We start from the raw sequence: 22,396 nt of genomic DNA, 5'->3' as shown, positions 1-22,396 counted from the left end.
GAGGAGCCTGCCGTGGGCCATCCCTTCCCCCTCCGTGAGATCGCACGTCAGGCCGGTCTGAGCGAGGCCACCGTCGACCGGGTGCTCAACGGCAGGGGAGGGGTGCGCGAGTCCACCGCGCAGGAGGTGCGGCGGGCCATCGCCGATCTGGACCGCCAGCGCACCCAGGTCAGACTCGTCGGCCGCACCTTCATGATCGACATAGTGATGCAGGCGCCGGAACGGTTCACCACCGCCGTCCGGTCCGCTCTGGAGGCCGAGCTGCCGTCTCTGCACCCGGCCGTGCTGCGCTCCCGGTTCCACTTCCGGGAGACCGGACCGGTTCCGGAGCTGATCGCGATCCTGGACCGGATCGCCCGGCGCGGCTCCCAGGGGGTGATCCTGAAGGCGCCGGACGTCCCCGAGGTCACCGCCGCCGTCGGCCGGCTGGTGGCCGCCGGCATCCCCGTGGTCACCCTGGTCACGGACCTGCCCGCCAGCGCCCGTCTCGCCTATGTCGGCATCGACGACCGGGCCGCCGGGGCCACCGCCGCCTACCTGATGGGCCAGTGGCTCGGCGACCGCCCCGGGAATGTGCTCACCAGCCTGAGCAGCGGGTTCTTCCGCAACGAGGAGGAGCGCGAGATGGGCTTCCGCAGCGCGATGCGGGCCCGCCATCCCGAGCGTGCGCTCGTCGAGATCGCCGAGGGGCAGGGCCTGGACGCCACCCAGTACGACCTCGTCCGGTCCGCGCTGGAACGGGATCCGCAGATCCGCGCCGTCTACTCCATCGGCGGCGGCAACATCGCCACCCTGCGCGCCTTCGCCGACCTCGGCCGCGAGTGCGCCGTGTTCGTCGCGCACGACCTCGACCACGACAACACCCGGCTGCTGCACGAGCACCGGCTGTCGGCCGTTCTCCATCACGATCTGCGCCATGACGTGCGCGAGGCCTGCCACACCGTGATGCGGGCCCACGGCGCGCTGCCCCCGGCGGGGCCCAGGCTGCCGTCGGCGATCCAGGTGGTCACTCCGTACAACATGCCGCCCCGGGCGACGGCCGGCTGACGCGGGCCGTCTCCTGGGGCGCAGCTGCCGCTCGGCGGTTCTCAGGGCCGGAGTGCCGGTGAGGCGCTTGCCCGGGTGGTGCGCGTCGCGCTGCGGTACGTCGAGACGCCCACGGCCAGCAGCCAGTAGCTGAGGACGGCCCCCATCAGCGCCGTCGTGCCCCAGCCGTTCGCCGCGTAGAAGAACGCGGGGTCGTTGCCGAAGAACAGCGACGGCACGAAGGCCAGGTTGATCGCGGCCAGGACGTACGCCGAGCGCGCGGTCCAGGGCGGCAGCAGCCGGGTGCGCGAGACGGCGTACCCGAAGGCGGTCAGGAACAGCGCCAGCATCAGGCGCGAGATCGACCCGTACAGGATGTAGGTGCCGCTGACGTCGATCGTCGGGTCGATCGGGTGGTCGGCGTCGATGACCGCACCCGCCTCCAGGCCCATCGAGACCAGGGTGACGACCGCGTAGACGAGGCCGGTGGAGAAGGCGAGCGAGCCGACCCACCGATGGGCGGGGCCGACCCGCTCGACCAGGTCCCGGAACGCCGTCACGAACACGACCACCGACGCCAGCGCGACGATCCCGATGAGCAGCCGGGACAGCGCGTTGGCGTCCGGCGGCGGGCCCGAGTACACGAAGTACAGCGGTACCTGGACGATGAGGGCGAGTGCGGCGACGACGGCGGCGAGACCGGTCAGGCGCCGGGCCACGACTTCGGACATGGGTGTCCCCCGAGTTCTCGGTACGGCGGATTCGGTGTCGGCATGTCTTGTTCGTGCTTGCCGACCCCTGAAGCCTGCCGTCTTCGGGGCGCGCGGTCCCTGGGCCTGAGAACCGGAACGGGGGTGGTCCTACCGTCACCCCTACGGGTGCACGTCCACCCAGGAACGGCTCTGGGCGGACCGGGTCATCGCCTCCAGCACGGTCGCGCTGTGCACCGCGTCCGCGAGCGTCGCCCCGTGCGGGGCGCCCTCGGCGATCGACCGCAGGAACCGGTACGCCTCGACGACCTTGAGGTCGTCGTAGCCCATGGCGTTCGCCGCGCCCGGCTGGAAGGCGCCGAACTCACCGTCGCCCGGGCCCACGTACACCGTGCTGACCGGCTGGTCCTGGTACGTCGTGCCGCGGCTGACGCCGAGCTCGTTCATCCGCCGGAAGTCCCAGAACACCGCGCCCTTGGTGCCGTGCACCTCGAAGCCGTAGTTGTTCTGCTCGCCGACCGAGACCCGGCAGGCCTCCAGCACGCCCCGCGCGCCGGAGGCGAAGCGCAGCAGACAGTTGACGTAGTCCTCGTTCTCGACCGGGCCGAGCTCGCCGCCGGCCGCGCGGCTGTGGCCCGCCGTCGCTCCTGTCGGGCGGGCCCGCTCGGGGACGAAGACCGCCGTGTCGGCCGTCAGCGAGGCGATGTCGCCGAGGAGGAAGCGGGCCAGGTCGGCGCCGTGCGAGGCCAGGTCGCCGAGCACTCCGCTGCCGCCCCGCTCGCGCTCGTAGCGCCAGGTCAGGGCGCCGTCCGGGTGGGCCGCGTAGTCGCTGAAGAGGCGGACACGGACATGGGTGACCGTGCCGAGCTCGCCGGAGGCGATCAGATCGCGGGCCGTCTCGACGGCGGGCGCGTTGCGGTAGTTGAAGCCGACCGTGCCCTGGACGCCGGCCTTGGCCACCGCGTCCGCGACCGCCCGGGCGTCCTCGGGAGTCAGGCCCACCGGCTTCTCGATCCAGATGTGCTTGCCGGCCTCGGCCATCGCGACGCCGATCTCACGGTGCAGGAAGTTCGGCGCGGTGATGCTGACGGCCCGCACGCGCGGATCGGCGACGACCTCGCGCCAGTCCCGGGTGGTGGCCGTGAAGCCGAACTGGTCCGCAGCCTCCTCCGCCCGGCCGGGCACCTCCTCGGCGACGGTCACGAGCCGGGGGCGCAGGGCGAGCTGCGGATAGTGGTGCCGGACGCGGGCGTACGCCTGGGAGTGCACCCGCCCCATCCAGCCGAACCCCACGACGGCGACCCCGAGCGAATCCACCGAATCCACCGCATTCACCGAATCCACCGCATTCACCGAATCCACCGCATCCATCGACTCGCCCATGACTGACAGCCCCTCTTTGGACCGGTCCATTTTCTGTCCAGGCCACCCTGCGGGCGGTTTCCCGAGGATGTCAAGGCTTCCCGGCGCCCTTTGACAAGCCCAGGCTCGCATGGAACGGTCCACTGCATGAGACCGCCGACCATCCGTGACGTCGCCGAGCGGGCCGGAGTGTCCAAGTCGCTGGTCTCCCTCGTGCTCCGCGGCTCCGACCAGGTGCGCGCCGAGAAGCGGGAGGCCGTCCTGCACGCTGTGCGCGAACTGGGCTATCGGCCCAACGCGGCGGCGCGCAGCCTCAGCGAGCAGCGCACCCGCACGATCGGCGTCCTGCTGCACGACCTGCGCAACCCCTGGTACGTCGATCTCCTGGACGGCCTCAACTCCCTGCTGCACGCCGGCGGCCTGCACATGCTGCTCGCCGACGCCCGGCTGAACCGGCACGTCGGCCAGGACCCGGCCGGGCCCTTCCTGGAGCTGGGGGCGGACGGGCTGGTCGTGGTCGGCACCCTGCCCGACCCGGCGGCCCTGGAGGCGGTCGCCGCCCGGATGCCGGTGGTGGTCGCCGGGGCCCGGGAGCCGGTGCCGGCCGGGGTCGACCTGGTCGCGAACGACGACGAGCACGGCGCCCGTCTGGTCACCGAGCACCTCGTCGGACTCGGGCACCGCCGGATCGCCCACCTCGCGGGGTACGGCGCCGTGGCCGACCTGCGCCGACGCGGCTTCGAGGCCACGATGCGGGCGTCGGGGCCGGCCGAGGGGGCGCTGGTCGAGGCGGGGGACATGACCGAGGAGGGCGGCTACCGGGCGACGGTGCGGCTGCTGGCCCGCGCCGACCGGCCCACGGCCGTGTTCGCCGTCAACGACATGACGGCGGTGGGGGTGCTGTCGGCGGCCGAGGAACTGGGCCTGCGGGTGCCGCGCGACCTGTCCGTGGTCGGCTACGACAACACCAGCATCTCCCGGCTGCGCCATCTGTGGCTCACGACCGTCGACGGCGCCGGCCGTGAGGTCGGCCGCCGGGCCGCCCGCTGCCTCCTCGACCGTCTCGAACGGCCCGGGGGAACGGGACGGGTGCACCTGGCGGCGCCGACCCTCGAGGTGCGGGGGACGACGGGACCGCCTCGCACGGACTGAGCGCGCACCTCGTCCGCTCGTGCTCGTCCGCCTGGCGAGCCGCCCGGGACCGGGCGATCGTGGAGCGCATGGCGGATGAGACCGCGGCGGCGGACGGAGCGCACCCGCACGAGCCGCACCCATATGAGCCGCACTCGCCCGAGCCGCACCCGCACGACACCCGTGAGGCTCTCCTCTTCGGCGGTGTCTACGGCGCGGTCCTGGCGAGCTCGATGGTGGCCGCCCTCAGCACGTACGGGCACGCCTCGCGCGGCAGCCGTCGCTACGACGCCGTCTGGCTGCTGGTGACCGCCCTGGCCTCCGCGCTCGCGCACGGCTACGCCCACTACATCGCCGAGCGCGCCCCGCACCGCCGCGGGGACGCGTGGCGCACCCTCGCGCTGGAGTGGCCGCTGGTCGCGGCCGTGCTGCCGACCGTCGCGGTGCTCGCGGGCGCGGGCTGGGGCTGGTGGCCGGCGAACGGGGTGGAGTACCCGGCGTTCGCGCTGAACATCGGCCTGCTGTTCACCCTGGGCCTGGTCACGGCCCGCTGGGCGCACCGCCCGTGGGCGGTCGCGATACTGATCGGTGCGGTGGACGCGCTGCTCGGCGTGATCGTGGTCGTCGCGAACGCCGTCATCAAGTGACGCCGGCGTCGAGCGACGCCGTCATCAAGTGACTCCGGTGTCGGGTGACGCGGTCATCGGGTGACGCGATCGTCGAGCAGCGAGTTCGTGCACGGCAGTCATCTGTGTCCCTAATACCTCAGACAAAATTGTTGACAATCTTGTTTGGCTAGATTTAGGTTCGACACGCACTCACTCAGGGAGGGCACCCATGCCGAAAGAAGCCCGTCCGAGCACCGGGGAGCAGGCCAAGCAGCACGCGCTCGCGCAGCTGCGGCAGGCGATCCTGCACGGCGAGATGGCACCGGCGCAGCGGCTGGTGGAGCAGGAGCTCGCCGAGCAGTTCGGTGTGACGCGGGCCAGTATCCGCGCGGCGCTGATCGATCTGGAGTCCCAGGGGCTCGTCGAACGGATCCGCAACCGCGGCTCGCGGGTGCGGGTGGTGACCGTGGACGAAGCGGTCGCCATCACCGAGTGCCGGATGGTCCTCGAAGGGCTGTGCGCGGCGAAGGCCGCCGCACTGGCCAGCGACGACCAGTTGATCGAGCTGACCGATCTCGGCACGGCCATGACCAAGGCCGTCGCCGACGGAGAGCCGGTCACCTACTCCGACCTCAACCATGAACTGCACGTCCGCATCCGGGAGTTCTCCGGACAGCAGACCGCGCAGGAGCTGCTGGAGCGGCTGAACGCCCAACTGGTGCGCCACCGCTTCCAGTTGGCGCTGAGGCCGGGTCGGCCGCAGCAATCCCTGAACGAGCACCTGACCATGATCGAAGCGATCCGGGCCAGAGACCCACAGGCGGCCGAGACGGCCGTCCGAGCCCACCTCACCAGCGTGATCGAGGCGTTGCGCGACTGATCACGGCTGCGCGGGGCGGGCGCCCACCTGTCACCAAGGAGATCCGAGAATGACCCAGGCCAACGCGCCCGCCTCCCCACCCCGATCGACATCACGATCGACCCTCGTCGTCACCGCGCATGCCGGGGACTTCGTGTGGCGGGCGGGCGGCGCCATCGCCCTGGCCGCCTCCCGCGGTGAGAAGGTCACCATCGCCTGTCTGACCTTCGGTGAGCGCGGCGAGTCCGCCAAGGCGTGGCGCGAGGGCAAGAAGCTCGACGAGATCAAGGCGATACGCCGGGACGAGGCCGAGCGCGCCGCCGCCGCCCTGGGCGCCGAGGTCCGTTTCTTCGACGCCGGCGACTACCCGCTCGTGGCCGGCGCCGAGCTGACCGACCGGCTCGTCGCCGTATACCGGGAGACCCAGCCGGACGTCGTCCTGACCCACCCCACCGAGGACCCGTACAACGGCGACCACCCGGCCGCCAACCGGATGGCGCTGGAGGCCCGCATCCTCGCCCAGGCCATCGGCTATCCGGGCGAGGGCGAGATCATCGGCGCGCCGCCGGTCTTCTACTTCGAGCCGCACCAGCCGGAGATGAGCGGCTTCCGGCCCGAGGTGCTGCTCGACATCACCGAGGTGTGGGACGCCAAGCGCAAGGCCATGGAGTGCCTGGGCGCCCAGCAGCACCTGTGGGCCTACTACACCGACCTCGCCGTCCGCCGGGGCGTCCAGCTCAAGCGCAACGCCGGTCCGAACCTGGGACTTGCGCACACCACCATGGCCGAGGCGTACATGCGGCCCTTCCCGCAGATCGCGCAGGAGCTGGCATGAGCGGGGTCATCGTCACCGACCCGCCCAGGGCGGCGGCCGAGGACGTCGATGCGCTGGCCGGCTTCGGGGTGGCCACCGTGAGCGAGGCGATGGGCCGAACCGGGCTGCTGGGACCGGGAGTCCGCCCCGTCCAGCAGGGCGTACGGGTCGCCGGCACCGCCGTGACCGTGCTCAGCTGGCCCGGCGACAACCTCATGATCCACGCGGCCGTGGAGCAGTGCGGCGAGGGCGACATCCTGGTCGTCACCACCACCTCGCCGTCCACCGACGGCATGTTCGGCGAGCTGTTCGCGACCGCGCTCCAGCGGCGCGGGGTGCGCGGCGTCGTCACCAACGCGGGCATCCGGGACACGCAGGAGCTGCGCGACATGGGCTTCGCGGCCTGGGCCCGGGCCGTCTCCTCGCAGGGCACGGTGAAGGCCACCGGCGGTTCGGTCAATGTGCCGATCGCCATCGACGGCCAGGTCATCCGCCCCGGTGACGTGATCCTCGCCGACGACGACGGCGTCGTGGTCGTCCCGCGCGAGCGCGCCCGCGCCACGGTCGAAGCCTCCGAGGCCCGCGAGGCCAAGGAGGCCCGCACCCGAGCCGCCTTCCTCGACGGCGAACTCGGCCTGGACCGCTACGGGTTGAGGGAGACCCTCGAGCGGCTGGGCGTCGAGTACCGGACGTACGACGAGTACGCGGGGGAGTCCTCGTGACCCACGGGCCCGAGGAGGTGCCCTGTCTGCTGATGCGGGGCGGCACCTCCAAGGGCGCCTACTTCCACGCCGCCGACCTCCCCGCCGAACCCGCCCTGCGCGACGCGCTGTTGCTGCGCGTGATGGGCAGCCCGGACCCGCGCCAGATCGATGGCCTGGGCGGCGCGCACCCGCTCACCAGCAAGGTGGCGGTGATCTCGCCCTCGGCCGACCCGCGCGCCGACGTCGACTACCTCTTCCTCCAAGTCGCCGTCGACCGGCCCGAGGTGAGCGACCGTCAGAACTGCGGGAACATCCTCGCCGGCGTCGGCCCGTTCGCCGTCGAGCGCGGACTCGTCGCCCCGGGACGGCAGGAGACCGCCGTCCGTATCCGCATGGTCAACTCCGGCGACTACGCGACGGCGACCTTCCCGACCCCGGGCGGTCGCGTCGACTACACCGGCGGCGCCGAGATCTCGGGCGTGCCGGGGTCGGCCGCGCCCGTGGTGATCGAGTTCCCGCCGGGCGCGGGCCCGCTGCTGCCCACCGGCAGCGTCCGGGACGAGATCGAGGGCGTGGCAGTGACCTGTGTGGACAACGGCATGCCGACGGTGCTCGCCCGGGCCGCCGACCTCGAGGTCACGGGCTACGAGTCGCCCGCGGACCTGGAGGCGGACGCCGCGCTCGCCGACCGGCTGCGCGCGATCCGGCTGGCGGCGGGCCGGCTGATGGGCCTCGGCGACGTCTCGGACGCCACCGTGCCCAAGCTCACGCTGCTCGCGGCGCCCCGCCACGGCGGCGCGATCACCACCCGCACCTTCATTCCGGTGCGCTGCCACCCCTCGATCGGGGTGCTCGGCGCGGCCGGTGTCGCCGCCGGTCTGCGGATCGAAGGCGGCGTGGGCGCGAAGCTCGCGGAACTATCCACTGATAGTGACCGAATTCGCATAGAACATCCCACCGGCTTCCTGGACATCGAAAGTAGCCTCGGAACCGCCCCCGACGGCCTGCCCCGCGCTCGCCGCACCGCCGTGGTCCGCACCGCTCGCAAGATCTTCGACGGCGTGGTCTTCCCCAGGTCCGCCGAGACGGCCCCCCTGTCTCCCCTGCCCCCTCTGTCCCCACGCTCCTCTGGAGGTCAGCGATGACTCCGCCGCTCGGCGACATCGCCCACATCGGCCACGCCCAGCTCTTCACCCCGGACCTGGAGGCCAGCGTCGCCTTCTGCACGGACTACCTGGGGCTCACCGTCAACGGGCAGGACGGCGACGCCGTCTATCTGCGGACCTTCGACGACTACGAGCACCACAGCCTGGTCCTCACCGCCCGCGCACAGCCCGGCCTCGGCCGGCTCGCCCTGCGCACCTCCAGCGAGGAGGCCCTCCAGCGCCGGATCAAGGCGGTGGAGGAGGCGGGTGGCGCCGGCCACTGGGTCGAGGACGAACCCGGCCTCGGCAAGCTCTACGTCACCGCCGACCCGGACGGGCACGAGCACGCCCTGTACTGGGAGAGCGAGCACTACCGGGCGCCGCAGGAGCTGAAGCCGGCCCTGAAGAACCAGCCGCAGGCCAAGCCCAACCGGGGCGTGGGGGTCCGGCGCCTGGACCACGTCAACTTCCTCGCCGCCGACGTGCTCGCCAACGCCGAGTTCCAGCAGCAGGTGCTCGGCGCCCGGCCCACCGAGCAGATCCGGCTCGACACCGGGAAGATCGCGGCACGCTGGCTGACGTACACGAACAAGTCGTACGACGTCGTCTACACCTCGGACTGGACCGGCAGCGCCGGGCGGCTGCACCACATCGCGTTCGCGACCGACACCCGCGAGGACATCCTGCGGGCGGCCGACCTCGCCATCGACAGCGGGGTGTTCATCGAGACGGGCCCGCACAAGCACGCCATCCAGCAGACGTTCTTCCTCTACGTCTACGAGCCCGGCGGCAACCGCATCGAGCTGTGCAACCCGCTCACGCGCCTCGTCCTGGCCCCCGACTGGCCGCTGGTCACCTGGACCGAGGAGGAGCGCAAGAAGGGGCAGGCCTGGGGCCTGAAGACGATCGAGTCCTTCCACACGCACGGCACCCCGCCGGTCGGCTAGCCCGTTCCCGGCGCGTGTCGGACCCGGGAACCGATGGTCGATGAGATTGTTGACAAAAACGTTGACACTTTTGGTTCCCGCTCCCTAGCGTGTGCGCACCACGTCCCCTCCAGGGAACGCCTCCTGGACGAGAGGAAAACAACGATGTCCTCCTCCCCCGCTCTGACCGCCCGCGGCAGCAGACTGGCCCTTCTGGTCGTCGGCCTGTGCTGGCTGGCCGTCCTCTTCGACGGCCTCGACATGTTCATCTACGGCTCGGTGCTCCCCCACCTGCTGGAGACGAAGACCTTCGGCCTCACCCCCGACACGGCCGGCGACCTCGGCAGCTACGCCACCTTCGGGATGCTGGTCGGCGCCCTGACCGCGGGCACCGTGGCCGACCGCATCGGGCGCAAGAAGCTGATGGTCGGCTGCGTGATCCTCTTCTCGCTGGCCTCCGGCGTGTGCGCCATGGCGGGCAGCGTCGAGGTCTTCGGCCTCGGCCGGACCCTGGCCGGCGTCGGCCTCGGCGGGCTGCTCCCCACCGCGATCAGCATGGTCTCCGACTACGCACCGCGCGGCCGCGGCGCCATCGTCATCGGCCTGCTGATGACCGCCCACCACGCCGGCGGCATCCTCTCCGCCTACGTCGCCAAGTGGCTCATCGAACCGGCCGGCTGGCGCGCCGCGTTCTGGGTGTGCGTGCTGCCGCTGCTCTTCGCCCCGGTGCTCGCCAAGCTGCTGCCCGAGTCGCTGAGCTTCCTCGTCGCCAAGGGCCGCACCGACGAGGCCCACGAGCTGGCCGCCCGCTACGACGTCGAACTGCCCGCCGCGAAGTCCGCCAAGCAGGGCGCGGCCGACCGCTGGAACGCGCTCAAGAACCTGTTCCGCGGCGGTGAGTGGACCCAGACCCTGCTCTACTGGCTGGCCTCCTTCGGCGGTCTCCTCCTCGTCTACGGTGTCGCCACCTGGCTGCCCACCCTGATGCGCGCCGAAGGCTATGAGCTCGGCTCCGCCCTGTCCTTCGTGGTCGTCTTCAACCTCGGCGGCATCGTGGGCATGCTGGTCGCCGGGCGCGCCGCCGACCGGTTCGGCGCCCCGCGCATCTCGGCGATCTGGTTCGCGCTGACCGCCGCCGGCGTCTTCCTGCTCAGCGTCCACATGCCGATGAGCGTGACGATGGTCGTCGTCTTCCTCACCGGCGTGTTCCTGAACAGCGCCCAGACGATGATCTACGCGACGGTCTCCATCCGCTCCGACGCCGACAACCGGGCCACCGCCGTCGGCTGGACCTCCGGCATGGGCCGCTTCGGCGCGGTCTTCGGCCCGTGGCTAGGCGGCCAGCTGCTCGCCGCGAACCACGGCGACCGGGGGTTCACCGCGTTCGCGATCGCCGGCCTGTCGTCCATGGTCTTCATCGGCATCGCCGCGCTGCGCAGCGCGAAGGCGGCTCCGCGCAGTGCTGACGAGGAGCTGGTCGGCGTTCACTGAACCGGCCCACCGGGGGCGAGGACGGACGCCGGTCGCCGCACGGGGTGCGAGGCCGGCGTCCGGCGTGTTCGTCGGGTGCGGGTGGGTGGGGGCTGGTCGCGCCCACGCGGCGGAGCCGCACATCGATACAGCCCCGCGCCCCTGGGGGTTGCGGTCGCCGGTGTTGTCCGGTGCCCGGTGCTGCTCGGGGTGCGGTCGGGCTCGTCTCGCGGGACGCTCGTCGTATGGGTGAGCGTTGGGATGTGCGGCGGGCGGGGGCGACGGACGCCTCGCACCGGGTGCTGATGATTCCGGGGGCGCTGTGCACGACCGAGTTCTACGCGGACGTCATGGCGGAGCCGGCGGTGGCGGGCCTCGGGATGGTCGCGGCGACCCAGCCGGGGTTCGGGCGGACCGAGGCGCCCGCGAACGTCTCCATGGAGAGCTACGCCCGGCTCATGGCGGACTTCGCCGCCGAGGCCCGCTGCGACGCGGTCGTCGGGCACAGCCTGGGCGCGAACGTGGCGCTCGAGATGGCCGCGCTGGGCCTGTTCAAGGGGCCGCTGGTGCTGCTGTCGCCGACCTTCTCACGCGGTGACGAGGAGCGGTTCCTGACGGTCCTGAACAGCCTGGGCAGAGTGCCGGTGCTCGGCGCTGTGGCTTGGAAGGCCCTGCTCACGCTGCTGCCCCGGGCCGTGAAACGCGAACTGCCGCCGCATCGCGCCGAGGCGCTGGCGGCGGACATGGGCGGCCACGACCCGGCGGTCTGCCGCCAGATCGTGCGCGGTTACTACGCGTATCTGGACCGGTATCCGTCCCTGGTCCCGAGGCTGTGCGAGGCCGGCGTCCCCGCCTGGGTGGTGCGCGGCGACCGCGACGCCATCGGGCTGACCGACGCCGAGCGGCACGGCCTCGAAGCCTGCCCGGGCGTCCGCATGGTGACCGTGTCCGACGCGGGGCATCTCCTCCTCGTCGACCAGCCGGCCGCGATCGCCGAGGTCATCGCGGAGGCGGCCACGGCGTCGGTGCGCTGAAAGCCGTCCCCAGCCGCCTCAGCCGCGTCAGTCGTCCGAGCCCATCTGGTCCTCCGCCGACAGGTGTTCCACCGTCCGGCCGGTCTCGGTGAACGTGCGCGTCACATGACCGGACGAGTACACCCACAGGATCCGCAGCGGGACGTCGCCGATGTTGCGGAACAGGTGGGGGATCGGGGAGGGGACGTACGTGGTGTCGAAGCGCTCCAGCTTCGTCACCTCGCCGTCGACCCACACCTCCGCCTCGCCCTCGAGGATCGTCACGTGCTCGTCGCAGTTGTGCGAGTGCAGAGGGGCGCCGGAGCCGACGGGATAGACGCTCATCCCACTGGTGATCCGGTTCTCGCCGTTCGCCGAGGACGTGGTGACGAGCGGGGTCGACGACACCGCTCCGCCACGGTTCAGCAGCGGGACCGACGCGGCTTTGATGATGGTGGTCATGCCGGACGACGTTAGGTCGCCGCTCGCCGAATGGGGGGCCTCCGGCGTGCAGTTTTACGTTGCGCTCCGAGGTGGGTGAGCTTCTCGGGCACGGCTGTACCTTCACCTGGCACCGCACGGCTTCACGACCCGTGCCCGTAATGCGCCGGAAAGAAAAGGCAGGTATCGGCCCGATGAGGCTCCCCGTTCTCAGCGAAGACGACATGGACGCGCGGCAGCAGGAGCTGGCCGCACGGATCGCCGGCCGCCGTGGCGCGGTGCGCGGTCCCTTCCGGGTCTGGCTGCACAGCCCTCAGATGTGCGAACGGGCCGAGTCGCTCGGCGCGTTCGCCCGTTTCGACTGCAGCCTCCCGAAGCACCTGCGCGAGCTGACCCTGCTGATGGCCGCCCGCAACTGGGACGCGCAGTACTCCTGGAACGCGCATGTGCACCAGGCGATCGAGGCCGGCATCCCGGAGGCCGCGGTGCAGGCCATCGCCGAGAAGCGCGAGGCGGTCTTCGACGACGAGGCGGACCAGGCCTTCTACCGGTTCTGCCGGGAGGTCCTCGAGGAGCACTTCGTCACCGACGAGACCTTCGCCGCGGCCCACGCGCACTTCGGCTCCAAGGGCCTGGTGGACGCCATCGGCGCGCTCGGCAACTTCACCATGCTCGGCATGTGCCTGAACACCTTCCAGGTGGACCTCCAGGCCGACAAGGAGCCCCCCTTCCCCGACATCCGCGGCTACGGACGTCTCGCCCCCGACGGCGACCGGGCATGACGGCCGTTCTGCGCGTCCGGGGCGTCACCAAGAGCTTCGGCGGGGCGGCCGCACTGAAAGGCGTCGACCTCGACCTGTACCCCGGTGAGATCCACGCCCTGATGGGCATGAACGGCGCCGGCAAGTCGACCCTCGTGCAGGTGCTGTCCGGCGTCCACCGGGCCGACGGCGGCACGATCGAGGTCGACGGGCAGGAGCAGCACGGGCTGAGCGTGCGCCGGGCGCGCAGGCTGGGCATCTCGTCCGTGCCGCAGCGCCGTGAGCTGGCCATGGGCCTCAGCGTGGCCGAGAACGTCCTGCTCGGCGATCTGCCCACGCGGGCTCGCGCCGTGCGCTGGAAGGCCGTCGAGGAGGAGGCCGGGCGGGCCCTCGCCGCCCTCGGCATCGTCATCGACGTGGAGCGCGCCGCCGGTTCGCTCACCGTCGCCGAGCAGACCATGGTCGAGGTGGCCCGCGAGGTCCGCCGCGGCGGCCGGATCCTGATCCTGGACGAGCCGACCGCATGCCTGAGCGCCAAGGACGCCGACCAGATCCGGGCCCTGGTGCGCACCCTGCGGGACGAGGGCGTCGCCGTCGTCTACATCTCGCACTACATCGACGAGGTGATGGCCGTCGCCGACCGGCTCACCGTCCTGCGGGACGGGGCCGTGGTGACGAGTGCGCCCGCCGCCGAGCTGGACCACGCGGGACTCGTGCGCGCCATGGTCGGCCGGGACGTCGTCTCCACGCGGCCCGAGCGCCCCGCGCCGAAGCCGGAAGTCGGCCTCGCCGTAAGGGGGTTGAGCGACGGCCGGGCCGTCCGCGACTTCACCGTGGAGGTGCGCAGGGGCGAGATCGTCGCCGTCCTCGGGCCTGCCGGGGACGCCCAGTCTTGGCTGTTCGACCTGTTGTCCGGGCGGCGGCGGCCGGACTGCGGCGACCTGCACGTCGACGGTCGCTCCGTGCCGTTCGGCAAGGTGGCGGCCTCGCTCGGCAGCGGCCTGCGCTGCGTCACCGGCGACCGCCGCGCCCTGGGCCTGGTCCCGGGCCTGTCCCTGGACGAGAACCTGATGCTCGCCGACGACCGGCTCGCCCGCCGCCGCCTGCACCGCCGGGGCGAACTCGCCCGCCGCGCCGCGCCGCCCCGGCTCCGCTACGGGGTCAAGGCGCTGGCCGGGAACCCGCCGGTGAGCGTGCTGTCGGGCGGCAACCAGCAGAAGGTGCTGCTCGGCAAGTGGCTGGAGACCTCGCCCGCCGCGTGCTTCCTGGAGGACCCCACCAACGGCGTGGACATCGCGGCCATGTCCGACATCCACACCCTCGTCGACGACCTCGCCTCGCGGGGCGTGGCCGTACTGCTGGCCTCCTCCTCCGCCGAGGAGGTCATGCGGCTGGCCGACCGGGTCCTCGTCGTGAGCGCCGGCCGCACGGTCGCGGAGCACGACATCACCGCCATCACCCGCGACGAACTCGTCGCCACGGCTCTCGGAGGACAACCGCAGTGAGCGTCAAGACACTTCGCCGTGCGCCCGGCGTCTCCGAACGGAGCGAGACGGCCGACTCCCGTTTCTCCCTGGGCAGGTTGCGCGATCTGCCGCATGCCGGTCTGATCGCCGTCCTCGTCCTCGTCGTGGTGTTCACCGCCGTGCAGAGCGAGACGTTCGCCACCGACCGCAACATCGTCAACATCCTCAGCCAGGTCAGCGTCAACGCCGTACTCGCCGCGGGACTCACGCTGTTGATGACCGCGGGCGGCATGGACTTCTCCATGGGCAGCAACGTCGCCGTCACGGCCGCCGTCTCGGCGAAACTGCTCGCCGACGGCCGGCCGACCGTGTACGCCGTCGTCGTCGCGCTGGTGCTCGGCACCGCCATCGGACTCGTCAACGGGCTGGTGGTGACGTTCACCAGCGTGGCGCCGTTCGTCGTGACGCTGGCCTCGGCCACCCTGCTCGACGGGGTCGCGCTCCTGGTGCACGACGGCAACACCGTCTCCATCGGCACCCGGATGTTCGCGCTCGGCAACGACAAGGTGCTCGGGGTGCCGTATCTGCTCGTCGTCGCCGTGCTGGTGCTGGTCGTGACGGCGCTGGTCATGCGGTTCACGGTGTTCGGCCGGGACGCCTTCGCGATCGGCGGCAACGAGCACGTGGCCCGCCTCAGCGGCATCGACGTCACCGCCCGCAAGCTCACCCTGTACGGCCTCACCGGCACCCTCTCCGGCCTCGCCGGTCTGATGCTGCTGTCCCGGCTCGGCTCCTCCAGCCCGGGCGGGACCGCCGGGCTCTCGCTCCAGCTGGCGGTGGTCGCGGCGGTCGTCATCGGCGGCACCTCGCTGGCCGGCGGACACGGCACCGTCATCGGCACCGCCCTCGGCCTGGTGCTGCTCGGCGTGGTGGCCAACGCCCTGAACCTCCTGGACTTCTCCAGCAACTACCAGCCGGTCTCCGTCGGCGCCGTGCTGCTCGTCGCGGCCGTCGCCAACGAGATGCACAAGGCCCGCTCGGGCTCCGCCCGCCACTGACCGTCCCGCCCGTTCCTGTCTGCCTGCCTGCCTGCCTGTTCCTGCCTGCCCGTTCCTGCCTTCCCTCTCCTGCCTGCCCGTTCATGTTTCGCCCTGAAAGGCGGTTCACCATGAGACTCTCCGCCCGTTCGCGCCACGCGCTGCTCGCCACCGTCGCCGGCTCCACGCTGGTGCTCGGCGGCTGCGGTGACAGCGAGGCCGGCAGCTCCGACAGCGTCTCCCTCGGCTTCGTCAACGGAGGCGACACCAACTTCCACAGCTGTCTGCTGAAGGCCGTCGAGGGCCAGGCGAAGACGGAGGGCGCCAAGGTCTACACGGCCAACTCCCACCAGAACGCCGGGACCGAGCTGTCCAACATCGAGGACATGATCTCGCGCGACGTGAGCGCGCTGATCGTGCAGACCGTCAACGTCGACGCGCTCAAGGGCGACATCGCCAAGGCGAAGGCCTCGGGCATCCCGATCTACCTGACCTCGGTGTCCACCGGCGATGCGAACGACATCCTCGGCGCGGCCGTCGTCGACCTCAAGAAGGTCGGCGGTCTCGACGCCGGCTGGATCGCGCAGGACGCCGGCCCGAAGGAGGTGCAGGTCGGCATCGTCGCCGGCGCCCCCGGCGCGGCCTCGGACCTGCTGGTGGGCGGATTCGAGGCCGGCCTCCCGGCCACCGCGAAGGTCGTCGCCAACCAGCCCGGCATGTTCAATCCGGCGAAGGCCCAGGACGTCGCGGAGAACATGATCCAGGCCCATCCGGACCTCGACTACGCATTCGTCGCCAATGAGGAGATGGCGTTCGCCGTCCGCAAGGCGTTCGACGCGGCCGGCGCCGAGGACGTCAAGATCGTCACCGTGAACGGCACCGAGGAAGGCCTGGCCGCCGTCAAGAGCGGGGACTTCTCGGCGACCGTCGCGAATTCGGCGAAGACGATCGGGGAGACGGCCGTGAAGAACGCCGTGGGTCTGCTGGACAAGCAGAAGGTTGACAAGATTGCCAACATTCCTCTTCTGTTGGTGACCGAGGACAACCTGAGCGAGGCCCCCCAGTACTGCCCGAAGTGAGAAGAAGGACCCATGGACCGCTTGCTGCTGATGCACAGCTTCGTCACCGTCGCCCAGGCCGGAAGCTTCAACGGAGCCGCGAAGAAGCTGGGCTCCTCCGGATCGCTGGTGTCACGGCACGTGGCCGAGTTGGAACGGCAGGTCGGGGTACGCCTGGTCAACCGCACCGCCCGCTCGGTCAGCCTCACCGAGCCGGGCGTGAGGTACGCGGAGTTCGCCGCCCGCATCCTCGACGAGATCGAGGCCCAGGACGCGGCGCTCGCCGACTCGCACGACCGGGCCGAGGGCGCCCTCAGCATCATCTGCCCGAAATGGATAGGCAGCCTGGACCTCGGTGACGCGATCGCCGCCTTTTCCGCGGCCCATCCGAAAATCCAGGTCCGTTTCGAACTCGGCGGTATGTCCGACCGCACCTACGATTTCCTGGACAGCGGATTCGACGTCGCTTTCCACACCCGGGATCTGCGCGACTCCAGCGTCCGGCTGAAGAAGATCTCCTCGCTGCCGTTCGTGCTGTGCGCCTCCGCGGACTACGTCGAGCGGCAGGGTGCCCTCGCGCATCCCAACGACATCGCCGGCCACGACTGTCTGGTGCACGTCAACGACCCGGTGTGGCGCATCGGCCACGGACACGCGAGCACCCTGCACAAGATCCGCAACATCGCCTTCTCGTCCAACTCCTACCTGGCCCTGCAGAAGGCGGCCGTGCACGGCCGTGGCATCGCCCTGCTCCCGCAGCGCCCGGCCTACGACGACCTCGTCTCCGGCGCCCTGCAGGTCCTGCTGCCCGACCTGGCCGTCCCCGACCGCCCGCTGTACGCGATCTACGGCCCCGGGCAGGACACCCCGCGCAAGGTCAGCGTGTTCCTGGACTTCCTCTCCGAGTGGTTCGCGCAGAATCCCATCCCCGCGATCCGGCCATAACCGCAAGAAACGATTGCGCACCTCGTAGAGCTCGGGACATTGAGGCCCGCACACCGAAAACCTACGCTCACGAGGCGACCCGGAAACGAGGAGTCCATGGGAATCCAGAGAATCGAATCGGTCACCTACGGCATCGACGAAAGCATCGACGCCGTCGACGAATGCGTCCGGTTCTTCGACGACTTCGGGCTGTTCCTCGTGGAGCGGACCGACGACCACGCCGTGTTCGAGACGCGCACCGGCCAGACCCTCTGCCTCGACGCCCGTCCGGGCCCGCTGCTGCCGCCCCCGGTGGAGTCCGGGCCCACCCTGCGCGAGGTCGTGTGGGGCGTCGACACCCGGGAGGAGCTGGTGCGGCTGGTGGCCGCCGCGGGCAAGGACCGCGAGATCCGCGAGAGCGCCGACGGCGTCCACCACACCGTGGACGAGACCGGCTTCGGCGTCGGCCTCACCCTGGCCCGCCCGAAGCCGGCGCCCGTCACCCCGCGGGCCGCCAACGCACTCGGCGCCGTGAACCGCTGGAACACCCCGCTGGAGCCGATCGAGCGGGTCCGTCCGCTGCGGATGTGCCATGTGGCCCTCAACATCCCCAAGCCGGGCAAGGACGAGGCCGTCGCCTTCTACACCGAACGGCTCGGCTTCCGGCCCACCGACGTCGTCGAGCCCATGGGCGTCTTCCTGCAGGCCCCCGGCGACGACGACCAGCACACCATGCTGCTGTGCCACCGCCCCGACAAGGCGGGCGTCAACCACATCGCCTACGAGGTGCCCGGCTTCGACGACGTCATCGAGGGCGGCAACTACATGATCGAGCACGGCTGGCGGGAGGCCCGCAGGCTCGGCCGCCACACCGTCGGCTCCAATGTCTTCCGCTTCCTGCACGCCCCCTGCGGCGGCCGCGTCGAGTACGCCGCCGACATGGACCGGGTCGACGACAGCTACGAGACGCGCGTCCACGAGACCACCCCGCCCCACCACATCTGGGCCCTGCGCACCAACCGCGACCAGGAAGCCTCCGCCCGGTCCTGACCCTGAGAGGGCACCCACCCATGACCACCGACCACGGCTACCCCGCCGTCCGCATGTACCTCGCGGGCGAGTGGCGCCAGGGCGGATCCGGCGCCACCGCCCCGATCGTGAACCCGGCCACGGAGGAGGTGATCGGAGAGGTACCGCTGGCCACCGCAGCCGACCTGGACCGCGCACTCGGCGCCGCGGAAGACGGCTTCCGCGTCTGGCGCTCGACCCCGATCGCCCGCCGCACCGCCGTCCTGCACGCGGCCGCCGACCTGATCGCCGAGCGCGCCGTCGAGATCGGCCGCATCAGCACCCTGGAGCAGGGCAAGCCGCTCGCGGAGTCGACCGGCGAGGCCCGCCGCACCGCGGAGACCCTGCGCTGGCACGCCGACGACGCCCGCCGCGCGTACGGCCGCATCATCCCGTCCGAACCCGGCACCGTGCTGACGGTACGACGTGAGCCCATCGGCCCCGTAGCCGCCTTCGTCCCGTGGAACTTCCCCGTGGGCGGCCCGAACCGGAAGATCTCCTCCGCCCTGTCCGCGGGCTGCTCCCTGGTGATCAAGGCGTCGGAGGAGACTCCCGCCACGGCCATGGAACTGGTCCGCTGCTACGCCGACGCGGGCCTGCCCGCCGGTGTCCTCAACCTCGTCTTCGGCGAGCCCGCCGAGGTCTCCGCCCACCTCATCGCCTCGCCGGTCACCCGGCTGATCGCCTTCACCGGCTCGGTCCCCGTCGGCAAACTGCTGGCCGCCGAGGCAGGCAAGGTCATGAAGCCCGCCCTGATGGAGCTGGGCGGCCACGCCCCGGTGATCGTGTGCGCCGACGCCGACCCCGTACCGGCCGCCCGCAAGGCCGCGCAGGCCAAGTTCGCCAACGCCGGCCAGGTGTGCACCTCGCCCAGCCGCTTCCTGGTCCACGAGAGTCTCGTCGAGGAGTTCACCGCCGAGTTCGTGCGGGCCGCCGAGGAGATCGTGGTCGGCGACGGGCTGACGGAGGGCACGAGGATGGGCCCCCTCGCCAATGAGCGCCGGCTCAAGGCCATGGAACGTCTCACCGCCGACGCCGTCGCCCGCGGCGCCAAGGTCCGCACCGGCGGCGAACGGCTCGACCGCGCGGGGTACTTCTTCGCCCCGACCGTCCTGACCGACGTACCCGCGGACGCGGAGCTGCTGCACGAGGAACCGTTCGGACCGCTCGCGCCGATCGTGCCCTTCACCGACCTCGACGAGGCGCTCGCCACCGCGAACGCGCTGCCGTACGGCCTCGCCGCGTACGGCTTCACCCGGTCCGCCGCCACCGCCGAACGGCTCTCCGCCGAGCTGGAGGCCGGGATCCTGTCGCTCAACCACTGCGGCGGCTCGGTCCACGAGGCCCCCTCGGGCGGGGTGAAGGACAGCGGCTACGGCCGGGAGGGCGGCCCCGAGGCCCTGGACGCCTACCTGGTCACCAAGCGCGTCTCCCACCTGCTGGCGCCATGAGGTACACGCGCGTCTCGGTCGACGGCCGGGCGGTGTGGGGCCGGGTGGGGGAGGAGGACGTCGAGCTGCTGTCCGACTCCCCGATCGAGGGCGAGCCGACGGTGACCGGGCGGGTGCCGCGGGCCACGGCCCGTTGGCTGCCGCCCGTCGTGCCGCCCGTGTTCTACGCCGTCGGCCACAACTACCCGCGGCACATCGCGCACGCGGGAGCCGCGACCCCCGAGCGGCCCGAGGTCGGCTACCGCGCCAACAACGCGTTGACCGGGCACGGTTCGCCCATCGTCAGGCCGGCCGAGGTCGAGGGCCGGTTCGAGGCCGAGCCCGAACTCGTCGCCGTCATCGGCCGGACGATCCGGCACGCCACCCCCGAGGAGGCGCGGAGGTCCGTCTTCGGCTGGACCATCGGCAACGACGTCAGCGCCCGCGCCTGGCAGCACCAGGACCGCACGTTCTGGCGCAGCAAGAACAGCGACACCTTCAAGCCGATGGGCCCCTGGATAGACACGGACGTCGACGCCATGGCCCAGACCACCACCCTGCGCGTCAACGGCGAGGTCCGTGCGGAGTTCCCCACCGGCGACATGGTCTTCGACCCCTTCGACTACATCGTCGAGATCACCCGGCACATCACCCTGCACCCCGGCGACGTGCTGTGGATGGGCGCCGAGTCGACCTGCCGACTCGAGCCGGGAGACACCGTGGAGGTCGAGATCAGCGGCATCGGTGTGCTGTCCAACCCCGTACGACTCGAAGGGAATCGAGCATGAGCAAGGAACCCCGCTACATCCACCACGTCAACTTCCCCACCACCGACCCCGACCGGACCGCCGAGTGGTACACGAAGGTCTTCGGGATGAAGCGCATCCAGCCCAAGTCCAACACCAAGGTGGTGCTGATGACCCGGGGCAACTTCGATCTGCACTTCACCCCGGTCGAGGAGATGGAGCGCATGGCGCCCTACCACTTCGCCGTCGAGGTCGACGACTGGGACGACTTCCTGGAGCACCTGGGGGAGTTGGGCATCCGGCACACCCGGCCGATCCAACGCCCCGAGAACCAGTCGAAGTTCTGCTACATCCACGACCCCGACCACACCATGATCGAGCTGGTCTGGCACGGCAAGCGCCCCAACTGACCCTGCACATACGGGAGTTGTTCCCATGCCCATCGCCGACTCCGACGGCACCTCCATCTACTACGAGCGCCACGGCAGCGGCCCGGCGATCCTGTTCGTGCACGGCAGCGGCGGCCACCATGCCGCCTGGTGGCAGCAGGTCGCCGCGCTGCGGGGCGAGTTCACCGTCGTCACCGTCGACCTGCGGGGCTTCGGCAGGTCCGACTCGTCGATGCCCGAGTTCGACGGCCAGGACTTCCCCGGTGACGTCGTCGCCGTCCTCGATCAGGAGGATCTCACCGACGCCATGCTGGTCGGCCAGTCCATCGGCTCCGTCGCCGCCCTGCGCGCCGGTCTGCTGCGCCCCGAGCGGGTCTCCTCCGTCGTCCTCGGTCACTCCCTCGGCGGCATCAGCCACCCCGAGCTGAAGGAGCTGGCCGCCGCGGACCGCGCCGAGGCCGTCAAGCTGCCCGTCATCGACCGGCTGCTCACCGGGCCGTTCCAGCGCGAGCGCGCCGACCTCACCTTCCTGTTCCAGCAGATGGGCACGTTCAACGTCGCCAAGATGCAGGATCTGCGCAACCTCGACACCGACGGCCCCTCCCTGGCCGAGATCGAGGCCTCCGGCATCAAGGTCGCCTTCCTCGCCGGCGAGAAGGACGCGGTGCTCGGCGTCAGGACCGTCACCCGCGCCCATGAACTGCTGCCCGGCTCGCACCTGGAGATCGTCCCGGGCGCGCCGCACTCCATGTACTGGGAGACGCCCGACGCGTACAACACGGCCGTCGCCCGCCTGCGCCGTACCCTCACCGCACCGAAGGAAGCAGCATGAGCAGCCTGACCCTGGCCGCCGCCGAGGAGATCATCGACGCCGCCCACCAACGCGCCCAGGCGATCGGCAAGGCGGTGAGCGTCGCCGTGGTGGACGCCGGCGGCTTCCCCATCGCCATCCGCCGCCCGGACGGAGCCCGCCCCCTCACCCCGGACATCGCCCGGGCCAAGGCGTACACCGCGGCGGTGATGCAGCGGCCCGGCAAGATGCTGAAGAAGTGGCAGGAGAGCCAGCCCGTCTTCTTCGCCCAGCTCTCCCAACTGCCCGGCGCCGCCCTGCCGATCATGGCGACCGAGGGCAGCATGACCATCAAGAAGGACGGCGAGATCATCGGCGGCCTCGGCATCGCGGGCGGCACCGCGGACGAGGACCAGCGCATCGCCGACGAGGTCCTCGCATCCCTCGGCTACGAGCTGGAGTTCGCCGCCTGGGGCGTCACCGGCGGGCCGGCCGGTCCCGGAAAGGACGCGTGACCC

24 protein-coding genes are annotated in these 22,396 nt (G+C 71.4%); 21 read left to right on the top strand and 3 right to left on the bottom strand.

What is annotated here, in order from left to right:
• The first annotated feature begins 12 nt into the window (after nucleotides 1-12).
• Nucleotides 13-1,047 (top strand): LacI family DNA-binding transcriptional regulator, encoded by a 1,035-nt coding sequence (locus ABZ725_RS44400; protein WP_358808044.1) that lies wholly within the window; start codon nucleotides 13-15, stop codon nucleotides 1,045-1,047.
• Nucleotides 1,048-1,088: 41 nt separating this feature from the next.
• Here the strand turns inward: ABZ725_RS44400 and ABZ725_RS44395 are convergent, their stop codons facing one another.
• Nucleotides 1,089-1,757, bottom strand: coding sequence for a hypothetical protein (locus ABZ725_RS44395; RefSeq protein WP_358808043.1), 669 nt, complete (start codon nucleotides 1,755-1,757; stop codon nucleotides 1,089-1,091).
• A gap of 141 nt (nucleotides 1,758-1,898) precedes the next feature.
• Entirely contained in the window at nucleotides 1,899-3,107 is a 1,209-nt protein-coding gene (locus tag ABZ725_RS44390; RefSeq protein WP_358808060.1) for a Gfo/Idh/MocA family oxidoreductase, read from the bottom strand.
• Nucleotides 3,108-3,245: 138 nt separating this feature from the next.
• Here ABZ725_RS44390 and ABZ725_RS44385 point away from each other — a divergent pair, with 138 nt between their 5' ends.
• From ABZ725_RS44385 to ABZ725_RS44345, 9 genes are all read left to right on the top strand, one after another.
• Nucleotides 3,246-4,250: a LacI family DNA-binding transcriptional regulator gene (locus ABZ725_RS44385; RefSeq protein WP_358808042.1), complete on the top strand. Its 1,005-nt coding sequence runs from the start codon at nucleotides 3,246-3,248 to the stop codon at nucleotides 4,248-4,250.
• A 68-nt stretch (nucleotides 4,251-4,318) separates the two neighbouring features.
• A complete protein-coding gene (locus ABZ725_RS44380) occupies nucleotides 4,319-4,876 on the top strand; it encodes a hypothetical protein (protein ID WP_358808041.1) in 558 nt (185 codons plus the stop codon).
• A 190-nt stretch (nucleotides 4,877-5,066) separates the two neighbouring features.
• Nucleotides 5,067-5,717, top strand: coding sequence for a GntR family transcriptional regulator (locus tag ABZ725_RS44375; RefSeq protein ID WP_351917863.1), 651 nt, complete (start codon nucleotides 5,067-5,069; stop codon nucleotides 5,715-5,717).
• 49 nt (nucleotides 5,718-5,766) lie between these two features.
• Entirely contained in the window at nucleotides 5,767-6,531 is a 765-nt protein-coding gene (locus ABZ725_RS44370) for a PIG-L deacetylase family protein (protein WP_358808040.1), read from the top strand.
• Complete coding sequence (locus ABZ725_RS44365; RefSeq protein ID WP_358808039.1) at nucleotides 6,528-7,232, top strand: 4-carboxy-4-hydroxy-2-oxoadipate aldolase/oxaloacetate decarboxylase; 705 nt, start codon at nucleotides 6,528-6,530, stop codon at nucleotides 7,230-7,232. The genes ABZ725_RS44370 and ABZ725_RS44365 overlap by 4 nt, the downstream gene beginning before the upstream one ends.
• On the top strand, nucleotides 7,229-8,359 hold the full coding sequence (locus ABZ725_RS44360; protein ID WP_358808038.1) for a 4-oxalomesaconate tautomerase: 1,131 nt from the start codon (nucleotides 7,229-7,231) through the stop codon (nucleotides 8,357-8,359). The genes ABZ725_RS44365 and ABZ725_RS44360 overlap by 4 nt, the downstream gene beginning before the upstream one ends.
• On the top strand, nucleotides 8,356-9,306 hold the full coding sequence (locus ABZ725_RS44355; protein WP_358808037.1) for a VOC family protein: 951 nt from the start codon (nucleotides 8,356-8,358) through the stop codon (nucleotides 9,304-9,306). Before ABZ725_RS44360 ends, ABZ725_RS44355 begins: the two co-directional genes overlap by 4 nt.
• Before the next feature lie 144 nt (nucleotides 9,307-9,450).
• Complete coding sequence (locus ABZ725_RS44350; RefSeq protein ID WP_358808036.1) at nucleotides 9,451-10,776, top strand: aromatic acid/H+ symport family MFS transporter; 1,326 nt, start codon at nucleotides 9,451-9,453, stop codon at nucleotides 10,774-10,776.
• Nucleotides 10,777-11,000: 224 nt separating this feature from the next.
• Nucleotides 11,001-11,789, top strand: a complete 789-nt coding sequence (locus tag ABZ725_RS44345; RefSeq protein ID WP_358808035.1) for an alpha/beta hydrolase — start codon at nucleotides 11,001-11,003, stop codon at nucleotides 11,787-11,789.
• 27 nt (nucleotides 11,790-11,816) lie between these two features.
• Here ABZ725_RS44345 and ABZ725_RS44340 read toward each other — a convergent pair whose 3' ends face one another.
• Nucleotides 11,817-12,230, bottom strand: coding sequence for a cupin domain-containing protein (locus ABZ725_RS44340; RefSeq protein WP_351917877.1), 414 nt, complete (start codon nucleotides 12,228-12,230; stop codon nucleotides 11,817-11,819).
• 203 nt (nucleotides 12,231-12,433) lie between these two features.
• Between ABZ725_RS44340 and ABZ725_RS44335 the strand changes: the two genes are divergently transcribed.
• The 11 genes from ABZ725_RS44335 to ABZ725_RS44285 all read left to right on the top strand — a co-directional run bounded on the left by ABZ725_RS44335 (nucleotide 12,434) and on the right by ABZ725_RS44285 (nucleotide 22,393).
• Nucleotides 12,434-12,991 carry a carboxymuconolactone decarboxylase family protein gene (locus ABZ725_RS44335; RefSeq protein ID WP_358808059.1) on the top strand — a complete coding sequence of 186 codons (558 nt, stop codon included), beginning with the start codon at nucleotides 12,434-12,436 and terminating at the stop codon, nucleotides 12,989-12,991.
• The gene (locus tag ABZ725_RS44330) at nucleotides 12,988-14,475 is read left to right on the top strand and encodes a sugar ABC transporter ATP-binding protein (protein WP_358808034.1); all 1,488 of its coding nucleotides are present in this window, start codon (nucleotides 12,988-12,990) and stop codon (nucleotides 14,473-14,475) included. The genes ABZ725_RS44335 and ABZ725_RS44330 overlap by 4 nt, the downstream gene beginning before the upstream one ends.
• Nucleotides 14,472-15,494 carry an ABC transporter permease gene (locus tag ABZ725_RS44325; RefSeq protein WP_358808033.1) on the top strand — a complete coding sequence of 341 codons (1,023 nt, stop codon included), beginning with the start codon at nucleotides 14,472-14,474 and terminating at the stop codon, nucleotides 15,492-15,494. The genes ABZ725_RS44330 and ABZ725_RS44325 overlap by 4 nt, the downstream gene beginning before the upstream one ends.
• 110 nt (nucleotides 15,495-15,604) lie before the next feature.
• On the top strand, nucleotides 15,605-16,552 hold the full coding sequence (locus tag ABZ725_RS44320) for a sugar ABC transporter substrate-binding protein (protein ID WP_358808032.1): 948 nt from the start codon (nucleotides 15,605-15,607) through the stop codon (nucleotides 16,550-16,552).
• A 12-nt stretch (nucleotides 16,553-16,564) separates the two neighbouring features.
• Nucleotides 16,565-17,476, top strand: a complete 912-nt coding sequence (locus ABZ725_RS44315; protein ID WP_351917886.1) for a LysR family transcriptional regulator — start codon at nucleotides 16,565-16,567, stop codon at nucleotides 17,474-17,476.
• 96 nt (nucleotides 17,477-17,572) lie between these two features.
• Nucleotides 17,573-18,505 (top strand): VOC family protein, encoded by a 933-nt coding sequence (locus ABZ725_RS44310; RefSeq protein ID WP_358808031.1) that lies wholly within the window; start codon nucleotides 17,573-17,575, stop codon nucleotides 18,503-18,505.
• A gap of 20 nt (nucleotides 18,506-18,525) precedes the next feature.
• Nucleotides 18,526-19,974: an NAD-dependent succinate-semialdehyde dehydrogenase gene (locus ABZ725_RS44305; RefSeq protein WP_358808030.1), complete on the top strand. Its 1,449-nt coding sequence runs from the start codon at nucleotides 18,526-18,528 to the stop codon at nucleotides 19,972-19,974.
• The gene (locus ABZ725_RS44300; protein ID WP_358808029.1) at nucleotides 19,971-20,741 is read left to right on the top strand and encodes a fumarylacetoacetate hydrolase family protein; all 771 of its coding nucleotides are present in this window, start codon (nucleotides 19,971-19,973) and stop codon (nucleotides 20,739-20,741) included. Before ABZ725_RS44305 ends, ABZ725_RS44300 begins: the two co-directional genes overlap by 4 nt.
• Entirely contained in the window at nucleotides 20,738-21,109 is a 372-nt protein-coding gene (locus ABZ725_RS44295; RefSeq protein ID WP_351917894.1) for a VOC family protein, read from the top strand. Before ABZ725_RS44300 ends, ABZ725_RS44295 begins: the two co-directional genes overlap by 4 nt.
• 25 nt (nucleotides 21,110-21,134) lie before the next feature.
• Entirely contained in the window at nucleotides 21,135-21,920 is a 786-nt protein-coding gene (locus tag ABZ725_RS44290) for an alpha/beta hydrolase (protein WP_358808028.1), read from the top strand.
• The gene (locus tag ABZ725_RS44285) at nucleotides 21,917-22,393 is read left to right on the top strand and encodes a heme-binding protein (RefSeq protein ID WP_358808027.1); all 477 of its coding nucleotides are present in this window, start codon (nucleotides 21,917-21,919) and stop codon (nucleotides 22,391-22,393) included. Before ABZ725_RS44290 ends, ABZ725_RS44285 begins: the two co-directional genes overlap by 4 nt.
• Nucleotides 22,394-22,396 lie beyond the last annotated feature (3 nt).

This window comes from Streptomyces sp. NPDC006872, assembly GCF_040635845.1.
GTDB lineage: Bacteria > Actinomycetota > Actinomycetes > Streptomycetales > Streptomycetaceae > Streptomyces.
This window is presented reverse-complemented; position numbering and strand designations above follow the sequence as displayed.